The sequence below is a fragment of the Serratia oryzae genome, from assembly GCF_001976145.1.
Taxonomy (GTDB): Bacteria; Pseudomonadota; Gammaproteobacteria; order Enterobacterales; family Enterobacteriaceae; genus Chania; species Chania oryzae.
Genome location: NZ_MOXD01000008.1, coordinates 111,537 through 130,549, shown reverse-complemented (window position 1 = coordinate 130,549; position 19,013 = coordinate 111,537). Strand labels below are relative to the sequence as shown.

The window sequence follows — 19,013 nt, the reverse complement described above, 5'->3', positions numbered from 1 at the left end:
GGGGGGCCACGTGGCCCCCCGATTTGTCTGGAGGATACTCAAATGGCAAAAGAATTCAGCCGCGGCCAGCGCGTGGCACAAGAAATGCAAAAAGAAATTGCGATCATTTTGCAGCGTGAAGTCAAAGACCCGCGAATCGGCATGGCAACCGTTTCAGGTGTAGAAGTGTCTCGCGATTTGGCGTACGCCAAAGTTTATGTCACTTTCCTGAACGTATTGACTGAAAATCACGATCCGGACTTGGTGACCAACGGCATCAAAGCGTTGCAGGACGCTTCCGGCTATATCCGCACGCTGCTGGGCAAAGCCATGCGCCTGCGTGTGGTTCCTGAACTGACTTTCGCCTACGATAACTCACTGGTTGAAGGCATGCGTATGTCTAACCTGGTGACCAACGTGGTGAAGAATGATGCTGAACGCCGTTCTGCATCAGGTGATGACGAGGAGGCTTAATGAGTCGCCCGCGCCGCCGTGGCCGTGACATCCACGGCGTATTGTTGCTGGATAAACCGCAGGGCCTGTCGTCCAATGACGCCCTGCAGAAAGTAAAACGTATCTACAATGCCAATCGGGCGGGCCACACCGGCGCGCTCGACCCACTGGCAACGGGTATGCTGCCGATCTGTCTGGGTGAGGCGACCAAGTTCTCACAATATCTGCTCGATTCTGACAAGCGTTACCGCGTGATTGCCCGCTTGGGCCAGCGTACCGATACGTCGGATGCCGATGGGCAGGTGGTGCAGGAGCGGCCGATTAACTTCACGCAGGCCCAGCTTGATGCCGCACTGGAGACATTCCGGGGGGATATCCAGCAAGTGCCATCAATGTATTCAGCCCTGAAGTATCAGGGTAAAAAGCTGTATGAATACGCGCGTCAGGGTATCGAAGTGCCACGTGAAGCGCGCAGCATCACCGTTTACGAGCTGCAGTTTATCCGTTGGGAAGGGGATGAACTGGAGCTGGAAGTCCATTGTTCGAAAGGCACCTATATTCGTACCATCACCGACGATCTCGGTGAATTGCTGGGTTGCGGCGCGCATGTGATTTACCTGCGCCGCCTGCAGGTGGCGAAGTATCCGATCGCGCGCATGGTCACATCGGAGCAGTTGCATGCCCTGGTGGCACTGGCCGAGGAGCAGGGAATCGCTGCAAGCGAACTGCTCGATCCGCTGTTGATGCCAATGGACAGCCCGGCAGAAGATTTCCCTGAGGTGAATTTACTGCCCGTGGTAGCCGGTTACGTTAAGCAGGGGCAGCCGGTGCAGGTTGCAGGGGCACCCGCTTCTGGCTTGGTGCGTATCACCGAAGGTGAAGAGCGTAAATTTATCGGCATTGGCGAGATTGCTGACGACGGGCGAGTCGCGCCGCGCCGTCTGGTGGTTGAATATTTCGACTGATCGCCTTGCCCCGCGCAGCTCCCCGATAGCTTGAAGGATGGCGGGGATAAGAGTAGAATAGCGCAGCTTATGCATTGGGTTGCTGAATTAGAGATCGGCGCCCGTATTTTTTATCTATAATCTGGAGTATGACAATGTCTCTAAGTGTTGAAGCTAAAGCTCAAATCGTAGCTGATTTTGGTCGTGGTACTAACGACAGCGGTTCTACCGAAGTTCAGGTTGCCCTGCTGACTGCGCAGATCAACCATCTGCAAGGCCACTTCTCAGAGCACAAAAAAGATCACCACAGCCGTCGTGGTCTGCTGCGTATGGTTTCTCAGCGTCGTAAGCTGCTGGACTACCTGAAGCGTAAAGATGTAGCACGTTATACCAGCCTGATCGAGCGTCTGGGTCTGCGTCGCTAATCTAGCAAGTTTCAGTGGAAAGGGGCCAAATGTGGCCCCTTTCTTCTAGGAAGCATAAGTAAATCAGGTTAATGTAATATGAGGACCTTCCGTTACAGAGGTTCGCGCGGCTAATGAGAGGCTTTATCTCAGGCAGATAAGGGTTGTCATTAGTCGCGAGGATGTAATGTGAAGGCAAGTGAGTCACTGGCGTGTCGAGTCGTCATTACGATTGCGCGCCGTTAATTAAGGATTAAATTTTGCTGACACCGATCATTCGCAAATTCCAGTATGGCCAACATACCGTTACTATTGAAACCGGTATGATGGCACGTCAGGCCACTGCCGCCGTTATGGTAAGCATGGATGACACCGCAGTATTCGTTACCGTTGTAGGCCAGAAAAAGGCCAAGCCTGGTCAGAGCTTCTTCCCGCTGACCGTGAACTATCAGGAGCGTACCTACGCTGCTGGCCGTATCCCAGGCAGCTTCTTCCGTCGTGAAGGCCGTCCGAGCGAAGGCGAAACCCTGACCTCCCGCCTGATTGACCGTCCAATCCGCCCACTGTTCCCGGACAGCTTCCTGAACGAAGTGCAAGTGATTGCCACCGTGGTTTCCGTTAATCCGCAGATTAACCCGGACATCGTGGCGATGATCGGTGCTTCTGCTGCCCTGAGCCTGTCCGGTATTCCGTTCAATGGCCCAATCGGTGCAGCGCGTGTGGGTTATATCAACGATCAGTATGTGCTGAACCCTACTACCGATGAGCTGAAAGAAAGCCGCCTGGATCTGGTGGTTGCCGGTACTGCCGGTGCGGTGCTGATGGTGGAATCCGAAGCTGATGTGCTGAGCGAAGATCAGATGCTGGGCGCGGTGGTGTTCGGTCATGACCAACAGCAAGTGGTGATTGAAAATATCAACGCTCTGGTTGCTGAAGCGGGCAAACCGAAGTGGGATTGGCAGCCGGCTCCGGTCAACGAAGCGCTGCATGCGCGCGTGGCTGAACTGGCAGAAAGCCGCCTGGGCGATGCTTACCACATTACCGAAAAGCAAGAGCGTTATGCTCAGGTTGATGCGATCAAAGACAGCGTAGTGGAAACTCTGCTGGCGCAGGACGAAACGCTGGATGCCGCCGAAATTCAGGACATTCTGGGTAACGTTGAGAAGAATGTGGTACGTAGCCGTGTGCTGCGTGGCGAGCCGCGCATTGATGGCCGTGAGAAAGACATGATCCGTGGTCTGGACGTGCGTACTGGCGTGCTGCCGCGCACTCACGGTTCAGCGCTGTTCACCCGTGGCGAAACTCAGGCGCTGGTTACTGCCACGCTGGGTACGGCACGTGACGCGCAGAGCCTTGACGAACTGATGGGCGAGAAGACCGATAACTTCCTGTTCCATTACAATTTCCCTCCGTACTCCGTGGGTGAAACCGGCATGGTCGGTTCACCTAAGCGTCGCGAAATCGGTCACGGCCGCCTGGCGAAACGCGGCGTATTGGCTATGATGCCTAAGCCAGAAGATTTCCCTTACACCGTGCGTGTGGTGTCTGAAATCACAGAATCCAACGGTTCTTCTTCCATGGCTTCGGTGTGTGGTGCTTCTCTGGCACTGATGGATGCAGGTGTACCGATCAAGGCCGCGGTTGCGGGTATCGCAATGGGCCTGGTGAAAGAGCAAGACAACTTTGTCGTTCTGTCCGACATTCTGGGTGACGAAGATCACCTGGGCGACATGGACTTCAAAGTGGCCGGTAGCCGTGCCGGTATTACCGCGCTGCAGATGGACATTAAAATTGAAGGCATTACCCGCGAAATCATGCAGGTAGCTCTGAACCAGGCCAAGGGTGCGCGTCTGCACATTCTGGGCGTGATGGAACAGGCAATCAGCACGCCGCGTGGCGATATCTCTGAGTTTGCACCACGTATCCACACTATCCGCATCAATCCAGACAAGATCAAAGATGTGATTGGTAAGGGTGGTTCTGTGATCCGTGCGTTGACTGAAGAGACTGGCACGACCATTGAAATTGAAGATGATGGTACAGTGAAAATTGCTGCTACCGATGGCGAGAAAGCGAAATATGCGATTCGTCGCATCGAAGAAATCACTGCTGAGATCGAAGTTGGCCGCGTGTATCAGGGCAAAGTGACCCGTATCGTTGATTTCGGTGCCTTCGTGGCTATCGGCGGTGGTAAAGAAGGTCTGGTGCATATTTCTCAAATCGCTGACAAGCGTGTTGAGAAAGTGACTGACTATCTGCAGATGGGCCAGGAAGTTCCGGTTAAGGTACTGGAAGTTGATCGTCAGGGCCGTGTACGCTTAAGCATCAAAGAAGCGACGGCGCCAGAAACGGCGGCCGCACCGGCTCCTGAAGCAGAATAACGGTACCAGAAGTTTTACAGCTCCCCGCCTTGTGGCTGGGAGCTGTTCTTATCACGTGGGTAGGATATCTGCGTATTAGCAAGCGGAGGACAGGACGTTCATCCAATGTTTGTCTTCGGGAGTGGGAAATGAAGCCTTTCTTGCGCTGGTGTTATGTTGCGACAGCACTTATGCTGGCAGGATGCAGCAACCATGATTGGCGTAAAGACGAAGTTCTGGCTATCCCGTTGCAGCCAACGCTGCAGCAGGAAGTGATCCTGGCGCGCATGGAACAAATACTTGCCAGCCGGGCACTGACGGACGATGAGCGTGCGCAGCTTTTATATGAGCGCGGTGTGCTGTATGATAGTCTCGGGCTACGTGCACTGGCGCGCAATGATTTCTCACAAGCGCTGGCGATACGTCCTGATATGCCGGAAGTTTTCAACTACCTGGGCATTTACTTAACGCAGGCAGGCAATTTTGATGCTGCCTATGAAGCGTTTGATTCTGTACTAGAGCTTGATCCAACTTACAATTACGCGCGTTTAAACCGGGGCATTGCACTGTATTATGGTGGTCGCTTCCCGTTGGCGCAGGATGATCTGCAGGCGTTTTATCAAGACGACCCAAACGATCCCTTCCGTTCGTTGTGGCTTTATCTGGTGGAAAGAGAAATCGATCCCAAGAAAGCTGCCGTAATGCTCCAGCAGCGTTATGACAAGGCGAACCGAGGGCAATGGGGATGGAATATTGTCGAATTCTACCTGGGCAAAATCAGCGAAAAAACGCTGATGGAACGCCTCAAGGCAGATGCAACGGATAACACTTCGCTCGCTGAGCATCTCAGTGAAACTGACTTCTATTTAGGTAAGTATTACCTAAGTCTGGGGGACAAGGACACCGCTTTGGCGCTGTTCAAACTGACGGTGGCTAACAACGTTCATAACTTTGTTGAGCACCGCTATGCATTGTTGGAATTGGCGATGTTAAGCCAAGAACAAGACGACCTATCGGAATCGGACCAGCAATAGCTGACGGACATCTATCAGCCTGATTTACATTGGTTTTTTAACCAAAGTAATCGCCTTGGCGGGCGAGGGCTTTTTTGTCTGTTTTACAATCTAATTTGAGCCGGTTCACACTTTTCAATGAAAATGACTGAAAATTTTCTCGACGAGTTATGTAGACTGGCTGCCATTATTAATGAGGCACGTGTACATGACTACTGAGTTTGAAACCTCTTTTGCTGACCTGGGGCTATCCGCTCCGATCATTGCTGCCCTGACCGATCTGGGCTACGAAAAACCATCACCGATCCAGGCTGAGTGTATTCCTCACCTGTTGAACGGTCGCGACGTGCTGGGCATGGCGCAGACCGGGAGCGGTAAAACGGCAGCGTTCTCGTTGCCACTGCTGCACAATCTTGATTCAGCTCTGAAGGCACCGCAAATCCTGGTGCTGGCACCGACCCGCGAACTGGCGGTTCAGGTTGCTGAAGCAATGACCGATTTCTCTAAGCATATGCATGGCGTTAATGTGGTTGCCCTGTACGGCGGCCAGCGTTATGACGTGCAGCTACGCGCTCTGCGCCAGGGGCCACAGATCGTGGTAGGTACTCCAGGCCGTCTGCTGGATCACCTGAAGCGTGGCACGCTGAACCTCTCCAGCCTCAAAGGCCTGGTGTTGGACGAAGCCGATGAAATGTTGCGCATGGGCTTTATCGAAGATGTAGAAACCATCATGGCGGAGATCCCGGCTGAACATCAGACCGCGCTGTTCTCTGCCACCATGCCGGAAGCGATTCGCCGTATTACCCGCCGCTTTATGAAAGAGCCGCAGGAAGTGCGCATTCAGTCTAGCGTAACAACGCGCCCGGACATCAGCCAGAGCTATTGGACTGTGCACGGCATGCGTAAAAACGAAGCGCTGGTGCGTTTCCTGGAATCAGAAGATTTTGATGCGGCGATCATTTTCGTACGTACCAAAAACGCCACTCTGGAAGTGGCCGAAGCGCTGGAGCGCAGCGGTTACAACAGTGCTGCCCTGAACGGTGATATGAATCAGGCCCTGCGTGAGCAGACTCTGGAGCGCCTGAAAGATGGCCGCCTGGATATCCTGATCGCTACCGACGTGGCAGCCCGTGGTCTGGACGTTGAGCGTATCAGCCTGGTGGTGAACTATGATATCCCTATGGATTCAGAGTCTTACGTTCACCGCATCGGCCGTACCGGCCGTGCTGGCCGTGCTGGTCGCGCGCTGCTGTTCGTGGAAAACCGCGAACGTCGCCTGCTGCGCAACATCGAGCGCACCATGAAGCTGACCATTCCAGAAGTCGAGCTGCCGAACGCAGAACTGCTGGGTGAGCGCCGTCTGGCCAAGTTTGCCGCTAAAGTGCAGCAGCAATTGGAAAGCAGCGATCTGGACATGTACCGTGCTCTGCTGGCTAAACTGCAGCCGGCAGAAGATCTGGATATGGAAACCTTGGCCGCAGCCTTGCTGAAAATGGCCCAGGGCGAACGTCCTCTGATCCTGCCACCGGATCCGGTGTTCAAACCACGTCAGCGCCGTGAGTTCAACGAGCGTGACGAGCGTGGCGGTGAGCGTCGTCGTGATGCACGTTCAGACAGCCGTGACGGTGGCGATCGCCCACGTCGTGAGCGCCGTGACGTTGGTGAGATGCAACTGTACCGCATTGAAGTGGGCCGGGATGACGGCGTAGAAGTTCGTCATATCGTTGGTGCTATCGCTAACGAAGGCGACATCAGCAGCCGTTACATTGGTAACATCAAGCTGTTTGCTTCCCACTCCACCATTGAGCTACCAAAAGGCATGCCGGGCGAGATCCTGAATCACTTCACTCGCACCCGCATTCTGAACAAGCCGATGAACATGCAACTGCTGGGCGATGCACAGCCACATGAGCGCCGTGAGCGTCCTGCTGGTGGCAACGGCGGTGAGCGTCGCGGTGGTGCTCCACGTTCATTCAACGGCGAGCGCCGTGAAGGGGCTGGTGCTCCACGTCGTTCTTTCGGTGAACGTCGTGAAGGGGCTGGTGCTCCACGTCGTTCTTTCGGTGAACGTCGTGAAGGGGGTAGCGTTGCCGGTGGTGAGCGTCGCAAGCCAGCACCACGCCGTGACGATGCCGCACCCGCTGCGCCACGTCGCCGTTTTGGTGATGCATAATTGCTGATTTAACCGCGTGCGGTTAACTCGTTTAAACAACCAGCCCTCGGGCTGGTTTTTTTGTGCCTGAATAGCGGTGAAAAGAAATAAATGACGTATCATTCGCAAGGTTTATTTTACGAATATTGTGCACAGGAGATGCCATGAACTGGCAGCAATTCAAATCTCAGTATCTGGTGCGTTTTTGGGCACCCTTACCGGCGGTGATGGCGGCCGGGATCCTGTCTACCTACTACTTTGGCATGACAGGCACCTTCTGGGCGGTAACCGGCGAGTTCACCCGCTGGGGGGGCCATGTGCTGCAGGGATTGCGTTTCCACCCTGAGCAGTGGGGCTATTTCAAAGTGATTGGCCTGCAGGGCACGCCGCTCGAGCGTATCGATGGCAGGATGATTATCGGCATGTTTGCCGGCTGTATCGCCGCCGCGCTGTGGGCGAATAACGTCAAGTTACGCATGCCACAGCACCGTATCCGCATCGTACAGGCGCTTCTGGGGGGCATTATTGCCGGTTTTGGTGCCCGCCTGGCAATGGGGTGTAACCTGGCTGCCTTTTTCACCGGGATCCCACAGTTTTCATTGCACGCCTGGTTCTTCGCCCTGGCGACCGCCGCAGGCTCTTACTTCGGCGCGAAATTTACCCTGCTGCCTATGTTCCGTATCCCTGTGAAGCTGCAAAAGGTCAGTGCCGCCGCGCCGTTAACGCAGAAGCCGGAGCAGGCGCGCCGCCGTTTCCGCTTGGGCATGGTGATTTTTTGCCTGGCCGTGGCCTGGTCATTATGGACCCTGTTCGATGCCCCGAAGCTTGGCATTGCAATGCTGTTTGGTATCGGCTTTGGCCTGCTGATTGAACGAGCGCAGATCTGCTTCACTTCGGCGTTCCGCGATCTGTGGATCACCGGCCGCACCCATATGGCCAAAGCGATTATTCTTGGCATGGCGGTGAGCGCTATTGGCATTTTCAGCTATGTGCAACTGGGGGTTGCGCCGAAGATCATGTGGGCTGGGCCGAATGCGGTCATCGGTGGTTTGTTGTTTGGTTTTGGTATCGTACTGGCCGGTGGTTGTGAAACCGGTTGGATGTATCGTGCAGTTGAAGGGCAGATTCATTACTGGTGGGTTGGCCTGGGGAATATCATCGGGGCAACGCTGTTGGCGTATTATTGGGACGATCTGGCCCCGGGGCTCGCCACCCATTACGATAAAATCAACCTGTTGGAGGTCTTCGGGCCAATCGGTGGGTTGCTGGTAACCTACCTGCTGCTGGCAATCGCTTTTGCCGCCATGCTGTGGTGGGAAAAACGCTTTTTCCGCGTCAAGTCGGATGCGCAGGCGGCTGACTTAAGGAGTGCATCATGAAACAGGCAAACGTTGTGCCCGATTATCGGCTGGATATGGTGGGTGAACCTTGTCCCTACCCGGCAGTAGCGACGCTGGAGGCGATGCCCCAGCTTAAACCGGGTGAAATACTGGAAGTCATCAGTGACTGCCCGCAGTCGATCAACAACATCCCGCTGGACGCCCGCAACCACGGCTATAAGGTGCTGGATATTCAGCAGGATGGCCCAACTATTCGCTACCTGATCCAACGCTGAGCCCCTCACCCCAACCCTCTCCCGCAGGGAGAGGGGCATCACCGATACGTAACCCCTATCTCTTCATTAAGTCGCCTTTCACCCCGGCAACAATCTCAAACGACTGTAAACGCGCCTGATGATCAAAAATCTGGCCGTTAACCATGATCTCATCGGCGTCGGTTTCACGCAGCAACGTTTGCAGTCCTTGGTGCACCGTGCTTTCGCTACCGACGATCGACATGCGCAGTGCCTGATCAACGCTATATTGCTCGCCGGCAGTCCACAGGGCGTGAATATTGTCTACCGGTGGTGGTAGTGGCCCTGGCGACCCTCGACGCAGATTGATGAACTGTTGCTGCATGGAGGTAAACAGGAAACGCGCGTCGCGATCGCTGTCGGCAGCAATCACGTTCACGCACACCATGGCATGCGGCCGCTGGCACTGTGCGGAAGGGGTAAAGTTTTCACGGTACAGGTTCAGCGCCTGAAACAGCATGTCTGGGGCGAAGTGAGAGGCAAAGGCAAACGGCAGGCCGAGCTTCGCTGCCAGCTGTGCGCTGTACAGGCTGGAGCCCAGCAGCCAGATTGGCACGTGCAGCCCTTGGCCGGGAACGGCCTGCACCGCTTGCTCTGGCTGCACTTCACCGAAGTAGCGTTGCAGTTCCTGCACGTCACGCGGGAAGTTATCCACATCACCGGAGAGGTGGCGGCGTAACGCCATCATGGTACGCTGATCGGTGCCTGGCGCACGGCCAAGCCCCAGATCGATGCGCCCAGGGTAGAGCGATTCCAGCGTACCGAACTGTTCAGCAATCACCAGTGGCGAATGGTTTGGCAGCATCACGCCGCCGGAGCCGAGGCGGATGCTGGTGGTGCCCGCCGCCAGATAGCCCAGTAGCACAGAAGTCGCCGCGCTACCGATACCGGTCATATTGTGATGTTCTGCCATCCAGTAGCGCTGATATCCCCACTTTTCAGCATGTTGTGCCAAATCCAGTGAGAAATGGAACGCATCTCGTGGTTTTGCGCCCAGAGGGATAGGGGATAAGTCCAATACCGAAAGCGGCACCTGTGTGTTTTCAGTCATTTCATCGTCCATTGTGCTTAAGGCTGCTGCCTGTGAGTGTAATCGCTTAAAGGGCGAGTGTGGGGATCTGCAAGCGATGAAAGCATAATCCAATTCGCGGTGAGAAAAAGGGATATCCGTGCTTGAGCGATTTTGAAGGGAATCAATAATTCTTAGGTGTATTGCAGTTTATTCCCGTATGAATAATTAATTTTAAAAATGTATTGAAATTAAAACATATTGAAAATCAATTGATTTTCTATTTTATTTTATTCGAATAATCAGCAGGCTTCATGAGCAATGCGATTAATTAATAAGAGCAGGGAATTAAGAAAGGGAAGCATGTGAAAATGCCGGAATGACAGTCAGCCAATATGTCGATATCATGTTTTAATATTAGTCAATGAGAATTAAGCTCAAAATTAACGAAAAACCTATCCAAATAAATGGCAAAAAAAGAATTTCATGCTTATGCATTAATTTTTTTGCATGATTGGTGTTTTTGTCTGTAAAAATAAAATAATAAAGCGATATAATCTTTTTTATTTATTTAAAATTATTAATTTGGTTTTTAATTCTGTTTTATGTGCGATTTTTTTTATGTTTATGAATTGACATTATAATCCCAGTCAATAATATAGACCGGGCAGATAATATATGAGCACGGTATTTTAACTTAAAAATAAAATAGTTAAGCAGTTACAGCAGTGATGCTATGGAGTGAGAATGGACACCGCAGGCCAAAAGATAGATGCAGAAAAATCAACTATTAAGATTGATGCGAACAAATTGATGCTTTTTGGCTACGTCGTTAACGATGAGTTCCAGGTTGATATAAAGTCTGGGTCAGTCATCAAACTATATAATACTATAGAATATAATAGTCATTATGACCATCGTTTTAGCAACTATTTTAAATTGCGCGAGACGATGATGAGATTGTTGGTTTATTTATTGGAGAATGCAAGCCTTGGTTATGTTTCTAACAAAGACATACTGGTGAATGTCTGGGAGAACTATAATCTATCCTCCTCTTCCACCAGACTCACCCAGGTGATTAGTGAACTTAAAACGCGGTTGGCAACTATTGGTATAGATGACAGTTTTATTAAAGCCTCACGCGGAAAAGGATATACATTGCAAGGAGCACTGATTGTACCTTTGTATAGTTTTTGGGGTGCAACTCATAGGGAGACAGGATTTCACTATAAAGTGAAATAATGGCTCTGAAACTACGGTTAATCCCAGAGATTCAGAGTGTTTAAGGACAATTAACAGGACAGTTATTTAAATGAAAAGAAATACTTTATTAATGACCATCGCATGTGTCATGGGCGGTCTGACTGCAACTTCTGCCTTTGCTATTGATGGTAATATCAATTTCACCGGCGAGGTCATTGATACCACTTGTCAGATCAACGGCCAGAATCCAAATGGTGCGGTTGATGTGAACGTCGATTTGAAACAGGTTCAGGTCAGCGCACTGAGTTACGCTGGTGCCACGGCAAACGCCACGCCGTTTAAAATAACGCTGGGTGGCCCTACTGACACCAACTGTACCAATGGTAAGGTGGCTCAAGTGTATTTCGAGCCAACTAGCCCAGCCATTGATAGAACCACAGGTTGGTTGAAGAATACCGCACCGGCTGCATCGAACCCGGCTCAAAACGTTCAGGTGCAAATCCTGAATGCTGATACCAATAACCCGATCAACTTGTGGGCTGGTACCAACAACTATGCGCCAAAAACCATCGCCAATAATACGGCGGAGTATTCGTACTTTGGTCAGTATATTGCAGTAGATGGCCCGGCGTCCGCAGGCCCGGTAACCTCTACGGTTAAATACAGTATTGTTTATCAGTAAATTATAGCAGTAGTGACAGGGGCCTGCTTAGGCAGGGCCCTGTTTAATAGCGTTATACCCTAACCTTTCAATCTGCAGCCTGAAAGGTGATGGGGATATACTTACAAGGCGGTAATGTTCTTCATGGAAAGATATTGGTTGTCATCATTGGTGCTTGTCGCCGGATTATTTTCTTCATGCCTGCATGCAGGTATTGTTATTTCTGGCACTCGCGTTATCTACCCCTCGAATGAAAAAGAAGTCACGCTGAAGCTGGAAAATAAAAGCCGTGTTCCTTTGTTGGTTCAATCCTGGATTGATAGTGGAGATGCTAATTCCTCTCCTGAAGACAGTGACGTTCCTTTTACTATTATGCCACCGGTTTCACGTATTGAACCGAACAAAGCACAAACGCTGCGTATTGCCGCGACACCCACTGCAAATCAGGCAACCGATCGCGAAACGCTTTACTGGATTAACGTGCTGGAAGTTCCTCCTCAGTCGAAAGGGGACAAGAATTATCTCTCTATTGCCTATCGCAACCGCCTGAAAGTGTTTTACCGCCCCGTTACGTTGAAGGGCCTGTCTCCTGACGTCATCGGCCAGGTGAGTTGGCGTTTGCAAGGGGAAAAACTTATTGGCAAGAATCCCACTCCTTATTACATCAGTTACGCCTCTGTGCGGCTGATTGGCACAGCGAAGGCCGTGATGGCAGGAAGTAACGGTGGCATGATTGCTCCCTTCTCTGAGCAGGCATTTCAGATTAAACGCAGTGGTAACACTGCTGGCGGGTTGCCGAACACTATAACGGCCAGTGCGATCAATGACTATGGGGCGTTTGTAGAAAAAACCTACCCACTAACTCGTTAGCATTGTCGTTTTTTAGGATTATTGGCTTATCAGAGTCGTCAAGGATGCTATGGCTACGTATAAACCAGCAAGAAAAACGGGACTGAAGTGGATCCTGTCTTATGTCATGATTTCGGCTACGTCTGCCTATGCCGCAGATGTGCCGGAAGAGGTGAAGTTTGATCCCAGCTTCTTTCCTGGCGGTAAAGCCGGGAAGTTCGATCCTGCCCAGTTCAGCCGCGGCAACGTGGTGGTTCCCGGTGTTTACAGTGCGCTCATTGAACTAAACGGGCAACCGCTCGGCAACGAAGAGATCCGTTTTAAATCACAGTCTGGCAGTCAATATGCCACCACGCCTTGCTACAGCGGTAGCTTTTTCTCCCTGCTCAATCTGAGCGAAAACAAACTGCTGGAACAGACGCCACCGCAGCATCTGAGTCAACTGGAGTCCGAAGGATATTGCGGTTCGCTCAGCGAGATCCTGCCCGGTGCCTCAGCCAGTTTTGATCCTGGCGAGCAAAAGCTGACGCTGTCGATACCACAATTGCTGTTGAATAGAGCACCACGCGGTTATGTCAGCCCCAAGCTATGGGAAGATGGCCTGACCGCTTTGATGGTTAACTATAATGCCAACCTGTATCAATCCAAGCAGCGGGAAAATACCAATACCTACGGTTATCTCGGGTTGCGTAATGGCTTGAATGTTGGCCCCTGGCGCGTGCGCAATAATGGGGCCGTCAACTGGGTGTCAGGCGGTGGTGGCGATGGCTACAAAAGCACCTCTACCTATGTTGGCCGCGATATTTCGGCGCTGAAATCGCAATTGATCATCGGTGATGCCTTCACCAGCGGTGAGCTGTTTGACGGTATCCGTTTCCGCGGCGTCAGAATGTACTCAGACGATCGCATGCTGCCAGATTCCCTGCGCGGCTACGCTCCCGTCGTACGTGGCGTTGCCAATACCAACGCCAGAGTCACCATCGTGCAGAACGGTTTTACCATTTATACCACTACCGTTTCGCCCGGGCCGTTTGAGATCAACGATCTCTATCCCACCAGCTACGGTGGCGAACTGACGGTACGGATCGAAGAAGCCAATGGTCAGGTTCGCTCCTTTGCGGTTCCTTATGCCTCGGTCACCCAGATGTTGCGGCCCGGTATCAGCCGTTATGAAGTCGCCGCAGGTAAAATCAATACCAGTGGGTTGGTGGATAAACCTGATTTTGGCAGCCTGACCTACCAGCTTGGCCTGACTAATCTGGTCACTGGCTATACCGGCGTGGTCGGTAGCGAAAGTTATTTTTCAGCCTTGCTGGGCGGTGCTTTTAACACGCCTGCCGGCGCACTCTCTCTGGATGTTACTCAATCAATCACTCGCCTACCCGATCAGGATCAACGTTCAGGGCAAAGCTACCGTGTCGGCTTCAGCCAGGTGTATGCAGAAACGCAGACCAGTTTCTCGGTGATGGCCTATCGCTATTCAACCGACGGCTTCCTGAATTTGAATGACGCCGTACAGTTGCGCGATTTGGCTTTGCGTAATGAAGATATCAACGGTTACGGGCGGCAGCGCAGTATGTTTACGCTGTCGGTGAGCCAGCCGCTGGGCGAGCGTTGGGGCAGCCTGTATGCCACTGGTAGCCATATTACTTATTGGAACCAGGATGGCTCACAGCAGAGCATGCAAATCGGCTACAGCAATTTCTGGCACAACCTCAGCTACACCTTCTCGATTAACCGGACGTTGAGCGGCCAGTTTTCAGGGGGGCAAGACGGCACGCTGGATCGACGTGAAACCCAGTACTCTCTAAGTCTTTCTCTGCCTCTGGGGGCGAGTACTCATGCTCCTACGCTGAATATGACCGGGACTACCGACAGCAAGGGCAGCAATGCTCTGGTTGGGCTATCGGGGAATGCCGGTGAGCAGAACCAGTTTAACTATGTCGTCAGCACCAGCCGTGATACCGCATCGAATGGTAACTTTTTCAACAGCGGCGTGGGCTATCGCGCACCGCAAGCGAATATGGGTGCCAGCTATAGCTACGGTCAGGGCAACCGGCAGCTGTCATCCAGTATCGACGGTGCGATTGTGGTTCACCGTGGTGGTATCACGTTGGGGCAAACGCTGGGGGAAACCAGCGGTTTGGTGCGTGCTCCGGGTGCGAAAGGGGCTCTGGTTACCAACGCCTCCGGCGTGGAGGTCGATCGTTTTGGTTATGCGATAGTGCCTTATCTGCGCCCTTACTACCTGAATCAGGTGGATCTCGATCCTAAGGGCACTTCACAGGATGTTGAGCTGCTGTCTAGCAAAAGTACCGCCGTTCCTCGCGCCGGAGCACTGGTGCTGCTCGATTATGAAACCAAGAACAGCACAGTCACTTACATCAAGGCGAAGCGTAAGGACGGCACACCACTGCCTTTTGCCGCGAATGTTTATGACGCGCAAAACAACGCTATTGGCATCGTCGGGCAGGCGAGTCTGGTGATTGCCCATGATTTGGCACCATCGGGAGTGCTGCTGGTGAGATGGGGCGATGCGCAAACAGAACATTGCAGTATCCACTATTCGCTACCCGCGTCCTCAACTGACGAGAGCAGGCCTGTGATTCAGGGTGTCTGCCAATAACAGAGCGCCAAGGTTAATGAGAAAACAGATGAAAACAAGAATCGCGTCAGGAGTGGCGGTATCGTTGCTGCTTTGCGCAGGGTTATATGTGCAAAGTGCGGCAGCGACTAACGCTGGTTGTGATTGGGATAGTTCTTCCACCGTGATTTCGCCGCTTGAGACACGCTTAAACATCGGTGGTTATGTCACCGTGGGTGAGAGTTTGCCGATTGGCAGCGTGATTTATTCCCAGCGGATTCAAACTAATGGCAGTGGTGCGGCTTTGCTGTGTAAGGCTGGTATTTATGATTTAGTCGCTACGGTGACTAGTACACCCTACGGACAATCAACGTATAGCGATAGCTCGTTTCCTATGGTATTCAATACCAACATCCCTGGTGTAGGGGTAGCACTATGGCAGAGTACCCCCAATGGTGATCAACGTTTATATATACCTGGAAGGCTCCCTGCATTTCTCTCAAACAGCAGCGACACCATTGTCTATTTTTCTGGCCAAAACGGCGAGACTCCGCTGACTTTCAATGTCGATTTTATCAAAACGGCCAATAACGTGGGGAGCGGGACAGTCACCAGTAGCGATATGCCGAAGTACAGTACTTCATTTGATGGCAACGGGGTGAATTTTGTGTTTCGCAGAACTTCGGTGCTTGGTAATTTAACGGTGATCCCGGCAACTTGCAACGTGGGCAGCAACTATTACCTACCGCTGGGTGAGCATTACCCGGATGAGTTTAGCGGTGTGGGCAGTACCGCCGGCATCGCCGAAACCCAGATTGTCCTCTCTGATTGCCCGGCGTTTTATGGCACCACCTCTTACGGCATTATGAAACCTAATCTTATCAACATCAGGCTAACGCCACGCAATGGGTTTGAAGACGCTGAACAGGGGATTTCGAAGCTGAATACCGAAGCTGGGGATGCAGCTGCGGGCGTCGGAGTACAACTGAGCTTCAGACAGGAGAACGGCGGTTATCAGATAGCCAAGTTTAATCGGGATATCGATCTGGCTAACTACATTACCTTTATTGAAGATCGTGGCAGTAATTACAACTTAGGGGTTAAGGCCACGTATATTCAGACTGCGACCCCGATCCGGGCAGGCAAGGCTGATGCTCAAATCGAGTTTATGATCACCTATCAGTGACCGGGAGCGTGAAATGCAAATAGCGAATACGTTAAAAAGCCTCTCTGTGCTGGTGCTGTTCGGTTATGCTGCAAGCGTGCAGGCCGCTTCCACCGGGGTGCTTAATGTCACGGGCTCTATTAAGATCGCCACCTGCTATTTCGATAGTATCGAGGGGCAAGACAACAAGACCTACGATTGGGTGCTACCGCAGGTGTACATGGGGAATCTGAATAGCCTAGGCATGACTCATGGCCGCACTCAGGGCAGCATCCATATTGGCGGGACACATTGTACCAATGGGTATACCCCTTATATTACGTTGAATAATGGTGCCACCGTCAATGCGAGTACCGGTAATCTGGTTAATACCTTGAGTGATGAGGCTACAAACGTCGAAATCAGGTTGTTGATGAATGATACGCCGTTGGATTTACGCACCAGCCCGCGCGTGGGGTGCGCGGTGATCGTCAATAATCAGAGCCAGTGTGATATTGAATATGAGTATTACGCCACTGGCCGAGCCACACCCGGGCGAGTGAAAAGCGCGATACAGTTTAATATTTCCTACGACTGATGGCTTGGCGGGGAGAATGCTTCTCCCCGCAACCCCGTGAGTTATGGCACCAGTTCCAACCCGGCCACGCGTCGCCAGTAACCGTTGCACTCAGCGCGATCGGCAAGCGCCAACGGCTGCGCTCCCTGCTGGTTGGCGCGGAAGCGATCGAGCATCGCCAGTGTCTCCTCCCCTTGCGGTGACAGGCGTACAATATCCACCAGCCCCTGCATTCCAGCCAGTTCGTTACCCAGGTTGTAGCAATAACCGCTCATGGTCTGAATACCGTTCAGCACGAACACCTGCTGATTTTCCTGTGAGTTGACCATGCGCCCTTGTGGATATTTAATACAGCAGGTTTCACATTCGTCCTTACCGCGGTTTTCCGAACGCGCGGTAAAGCAGCGCGCGGAATAGGCCAGCGGCAGATGGCCATAGCTCAGCACCTCCACCTCAAACCGTTGGCGGAACCCCAGCTCTTCGCACTGGTTCAGCAGGTTCACCAGCCAATCGCGGGAAAGCTCCACCGGCATACACCAGCGGGTCATGCCCTGCTGATGCAACAGGCGCAGCGTGTAGGCGTTGTAACAATTGAGCGCATGCCCGGCGACAAACGGCAAACCGCGCTCGGCGGCCATATTCACCGTGCCGAGATCGTTGGCTTCGATCAGGAACTCGCCGTTTTCCACATAGCGCTTCAGTTCGTTCAGTTCTGAAGGCGCTTGCAGCAGCGCCAGAGTGGAGATCACCACCTGCTTGCCGGATTTGGCGATCTCCTGCGCCAGCGCCAGCCAGTCGCCCACTTTCATCTCGCGCCGTTTGGTGCAGACGCTCTCGCCAAGATAGATAATGTCGGCGCTGCTATTGGCGGCCTGCTGATAAAACGCCTCCACATCGTTTTTTGGCCAGTAGTAGAGCACCGGGCCTAAGGCATATTTCATGGTTCCTCCTGCTACTGCCATTTGCGGTGATAGGCGCCGAGTGTAGTCTGGGTGCCTTCGGACATTGCACCGAGTGTTTCCATCCAGGCAGCATCGGCCTGATAGGCCGCCGGATTGGCTTTGCAACGATCGATCGCCTGCCGCCAGACGCGCGCCACCTGGCTGACATAGGCCGGGCTGCGCTGGCGGCCTTCGATCTTCACCGAGGCGATATTGGCGGCCAACAGCTCCGGTAACAGCTCCAGCGTGTTCAGGCTGGTGGGCTCTTCCAGCGGGTGATAGAGCACGTTATCCACCCGATAGCGGCCTTTGCACAGCGTAGGATAACCGGCGTTTTCGCCGTCCTGATAACGATCGATCAGCACATCATTCAGGCGTGATTCCATCCCCTGCGGCGTTTGCTGCCAGCGCACAAAACGCGCGGGCGAGCAGGCGCCTACGGTGTTGGGGGATTCACCCGTCAGGTAAGAAGAGAGATAACAGCGCCCTTCGGCCATGATGCACAGGCTGCCGAAGGCGAATACTTCCAGCGGCACCGGACTGGTGCGCGAAAGCTGTTTGACCTGATGCATCGACAGCACCCGTGGCAGCACCACGCGGGCGACATCAAAATGGCGCTGATAAAAGCGGATGGCTTCTTCATTGGTTGCGGAAGCCTGCACCGAAACGTGACGCTCGACCTGCGGATAGCGTTGTGCGGCGTATTCCAGCATCGCCAGGTCGGCCAGGATCAGCGCATCGGCCCCGAGTTGCGCGGCCATATCCACGGCGCGCTGCCAACGGGCATAGCCATCGGGGTGGGCAAAGGTATTGATGGCGATATGCAGTTTGCGCCCATGCCGATGCACATACTCGGCCGCTTCTTGCAGCTTCTTCTCGGTAAAATTCAGCCCGGCGAAGTGGCGTGCGTTGGTATCGTCTTTCAAGCCGATATAAACGGCGTCTGCGCCATTATCCACCGCAGCTTTCAAGGCCGGCAGATTACCGGCGGGGCAAAGCAGCTCCATAGATTTAATCCTGATTCAGCCGTATGCCTAGTAAGGCATACGCTGTGATAATGGTTGCCGGTTAAGGTTTGCGCCCGGCAATGAGGTCAACGGGGGGATA

The 19,013-nt window shown here is 52.9% G+C and carries 18 protein-coding genes; 15 read left to right on the top strand and 3 right to left on the bottom strand.

All coding sequences use genetic code 11. The features are described from left to right. The first annotated feature begins 42 nt into the window (after positions 1-42). The 9 genes from rbfA to yedF all read left to right on the top strand — a co-directional run bounded on the left by rbfA (position 43) and on the right by yedF (position 8,920). Positions 43-453 (top strand): 30S ribosome-binding factor RbfA, encoded by a 411-nt coding sequence (gene rbfA, locus BMI79_RS15385; protein ID WP_037396420.1) that lies wholly within the window; start codon positions 43-45, stop codon positions 451-453. After that, positions 453-1,397 carry a tRNA pseudouridine(55) synthase TruB gene (gene truB / locus BMI79_RS15380; protein ID WP_076943016.1) on the top strand — a complete coding sequence of 315 codons (945 nt, stop codon included), beginning with the start codon at positions 453-455 and terminating at the stop codon, positions 1,395-1,397. The genes rbfA and truB overlap by 1 nt, the downstream gene beginning before the upstream one ends. A 134-nt stretch (positions 1,398-1,531) precedes the next feature. After that, complete coding sequence (gene rpsO / locus BMI79_RS15375; protein ID WP_004933502.1) at positions 1,532-1,801, top strand: 30S ribosomal protein S15; 270 nt, start codon at positions 1,532-1,534, stop codon at positions 1,799-1,801. Positions 1,802-2,040: 239 nt separating this feature from the next. After that, positions 2,041-4,161: a polyribonucleotide nucleotidyltransferase gene (gene pnp, locus BMI79_RS15370; protein ID WP_076943015.1), complete on the top strand. Its 2,121-nt coding sequence runs from the start codon at positions 2,041-2,043 to the stop codon at positions 4,159-4,161. A 128-nt stretch (positions 4,162-4,289) separates the two neighbouring features. Then, positions 4,290-5,174: a lipoprotein NlpI gene (gene nlpI / locus BMI79_RS15365; protein ID WP_076943014.1), complete on the top strand. Its 885-nt coding sequence runs from the start codon at positions 4,290-4,292 to the stop codon at positions 5,172-5,174. A 117-nt stretch (positions 5,175-5,291) separates the two neighbouring features. Beyond that, complete coding sequence (gene yrbN, locus BMI79_RS24605; protein WP_096335046.1) at positions 5,292-5,372, top strand: protein YrbN; 81 nt, start codon at positions 5,292-5,294, stop codon at positions 5,370-5,372. Further along, the gene (locus tag BMI79_RS15360; protein ID WP_076943013.1) at positions 5,362-7,326 is read left to right on the top strand and encodes a DEAD/DEAH family ATP-dependent RNA helicase; all 1,965 of its coding nucleotides are present in this window, start codon (positions 5,362-5,364) and stop codon (positions 7,324-7,326) included. The genes yrbN and BMI79_RS15360 overlap by 11 nt, the downstream gene beginning before the upstream one ends. 143 nt (positions 7,327-7,469) lie before the next feature. Continuing rightward, positions 7,470-8,684 (top strand): selenium metabolism membrane protein YedE/FdhT, encoded by a 1,215-nt coding sequence (gene yedE / locus BMI79_RS15355; protein WP_076943012.1) that lies wholly within the window; start codon positions 7,470-7,472, stop codon positions 8,682-8,684. Beyond that, entirely contained in the window at positions 8,681-8,920 is a 240-nt protein-coding gene (gene yedF, locus BMI79_RS15350; RefSeq protein WP_076943011.1) for a sulfurtransferase-like selenium metabolism protein YedF, read from the top strand. Before yedE ends, yedF begins: the two co-directional genes overlap by 4 nt. 55 nt (positions 8,921-8,975) lie before the next feature. Here the strand turns inward: yedF and BMI79_RS15345 are convergent, their stop codons facing one another. Then, the gene (locus BMI79_RS15345; protein WP_197091742.1) at positions 8,976-9,989 is read right to left on the bottom strand and encodes a luciferase-like monooxygenase; all 1,014 of its coding nucleotides are present in this window, start codon (positions 9,987-9,989) and stop codon (positions 8,976-8,978) included. A gap of 705 nt (positions 9,990-10,694) precedes the next feature. Here BMI79_RS15345 and BMI79_RS15340 point away from each other — a divergent pair. The 6 genes from BMI79_RS15340 (at position 10,695) to BMI79_RS15315 (ending at position 16,986) form a co-directional block, all read left to right on the top strand. Then, positions 10,695-11,189 carry a winged helix-turn-helix domain-containing protein gene (locus BMI79_RS15340; RefSeq protein ID WP_083704453.1) on the top strand — a complete coding sequence of 165 codons (495 nt, stop codon included), beginning with the start codon at positions 10,695-10,697 and terminating at the stop codon, positions 11,187-11,189. Positions 11,190-11,259: 70 nt separating this feature from the next. Beyond that, the gene (locus tag BMI79_RS15335) at positions 11,260-11,832 is read left to right on the top strand and encodes a fimbrial protein (protein ID WP_076943009.1); all 573 of its coding nucleotides are present in this window, start codon (positions 11,260-11,262) and stop codon (positions 11,830-11,832) included. A 123-nt stretch (positions 11,833-11,955) separates the two neighbouring features. Further along, complete coding sequence (locus BMI79_RS15330) at positions 11,956-12,681, top strand: fimbrial biogenesis chaperone (protein ID WP_158069122.1); 726 nt, start codon at positions 11,956-11,958, stop codon at positions 12,679-12,681. Positions 12,682-12,730: 49 nt separating this feature from the next. Next, positions 12,731-15,286: a fimbria/pilus outer membrane usher protein gene (locus BMI79_RS15325; RefSeq protein ID WP_076943007.1), complete on the top strand. Its 2,556-nt coding sequence runs from the start codon at positions 12,731-12,733 to the stop codon at positions 15,284-15,286. 16 nt (positions 15,287-15,302) lie between these two features. Further along, entirely contained in the window at positions 15,303-16,430 is a 1,128-nt protein-coding gene (locus tag BMI79_RS15320) for a fimbrial protein (protein WP_125828819.1), read from the top strand. 13 nt (positions 16,431-16,443) lie between these two features. Continuing rightward, a complete protein-coding gene (locus BMI79_RS15315; protein ID WP_076943005.1) occupies positions 16,444-16,986 on the top strand; it encodes a fimbrial protein in 543 nt (180 codons plus the stop codon). Positions 16,987-17,027: 41 nt separating this feature from the next. Here the strand turns inward: BMI79_RS15315 and BMI79_RS15310 are convergent, their stop codons facing one another. Then, the gene (locus tag BMI79_RS15310; protein ID WP_076943004.1) at positions 17,028-17,906 is read right to left on the bottom strand and encodes a U32 family peptidase; all 879 of its coding nucleotides are present in this window, start codon (positions 17,904-17,906) and stop codon (positions 17,028-17,030) included. Positions 17,907-17,917: 11 nt separating this feature from the next. Then, entirely contained in the window at positions 17,918-18,913 is a 996-nt protein-coding gene (ubiU, locus tag BMI79_RS15305; RefSeq protein ID WP_076943003.1) for a ubiquinone anaerobic biosynthesis protein UbiU, read from the bottom strand. Positions 18,914-19,013 lie beyond the last annotated feature (100 nt).

What these genes read in the sequence shown, in the direction of transcription:
- rpsO (WP_004933502.1), top strand. Translation starts at nt 1,532, where the DNA reads ATGTCTCTAAGTGTTGAAGCTAAAGCTCAAATCGTAGCTGATTTTGGT.
- BMI79_RS15310 (WP_076943004.1), bottom strand. Translation starts at nt 17,906, where the DNA reads ATGAAATATGCCTTAGGCCCGGTGCTCTACTACTGGCCAAAAAACGAT.
- BMI79_RS15315 (WP_076943005.1), top strand. Translation starts at nt 16,444, where the DNA reads ATGCAAATAGCGAATACGTTAAAAAGCCTCTCTGTGCTGGTGCTGTTC.
- BMI79_RS15325 (WP_076943007.1), top strand. Translation starts at nt 12,731, where the DNA reads ATGGCTACGTATAAACCAGCAAGAAAAACGGGACTGAAGTGGATCCTG.
- BMI79_RS15320 (WP_125828819.1), top strand. Translation starts at nt 15,303, where the DNA reads ATGAGAAAACAGATGAAAACAAGAATCGCGTCAGGAGTGGCGGTATCG.
- rbfA (WP_037396420.1), top strand. Translation starts at nt 43, where the DNA reads ATGGCAAAAGAATTCAGCCGCGGCCAGCGCGTGGCACAAGAAATGCAA.
- ubiU (WP_076943003.1), bottom strand. Translation starts at nt 18,913, where the DNA reads ATGGAGCTGCTTTGCCCCGCCGGTAATCTGCCGGCCTTGAAAGCTGCG.
- BMI79_RS15330 (WP_158069122.1), top strand. Translation starts at nt 11,956, where the DNA reads ATGGAAAGATATTGGTTGTCATCATTGGTGCTTGTCGCCGGATTATTT.
- BMI79_RS15345 (WP_197091742.1), bottom strand. Translation starts at nt 9,989, where the DNA reads ATGACTGAAAACACACAGGTGCCGCTTTCGGTATTGGACTTATCCCCT.
- yedE (WP_076943012.1), top strand. Translation starts at nt 7,470, where the DNA reads ATGAACTGGCAGCAATTCAAATCTCAGTATCTGGTGCGTTTTTGGGCA.
- nlpI (WP_076943014.1), top strand. Translation starts at nt 4,290, where the DNA reads ATGAAGCCTTTCTTGCGCTGGTGTTATGTTGCGACAGCACTTATGCTG.
- yrbN (WP_096335046.1), top strand. Translation starts at nt 5,292, where the DNA reads ATGAAAATGACTGAAAATTTTCTCGACGAGTTATGTAGACTGGCTGCC.
- BMI79_RS15335 (WP_076943009.1), top strand. Translation starts at nt 11,260, where the DNA reads ATGAAAAGAAATACTTTATTAATGACCATCGCATGTGTCATGGGCGGT.
- yedF (WP_076943011.1), top strand. Translation starts at nt 8,681, where the DNA reads ATGAAACAGGCAAACGTTGTGCCCGATTATCGGCTGGATATGGTGGGT.
- BMI79_RS15340 (WP_083704453.1), top strand. Translation starts at nt 10,695, where the DNA reads ATGGACACCGCAGGCCAAAAGATAGATGCAGAAAAATCAACTATTAAG.
- BMI79_RS15360 (WP_076943013.1), top strand. Translation starts at nt 5,362, where the DNA reads ATGACTACTGAGTTTGAAACCTCTTTTGCTGACCTGGGGCTATCCGCT.
- truB (WP_076943016.1), top strand. Translation starts at nt 453, where the DNA reads ATGAGTCGCCCGCGCCGCCGTGGCCGTGACATCCACGGCGTATTGTTG.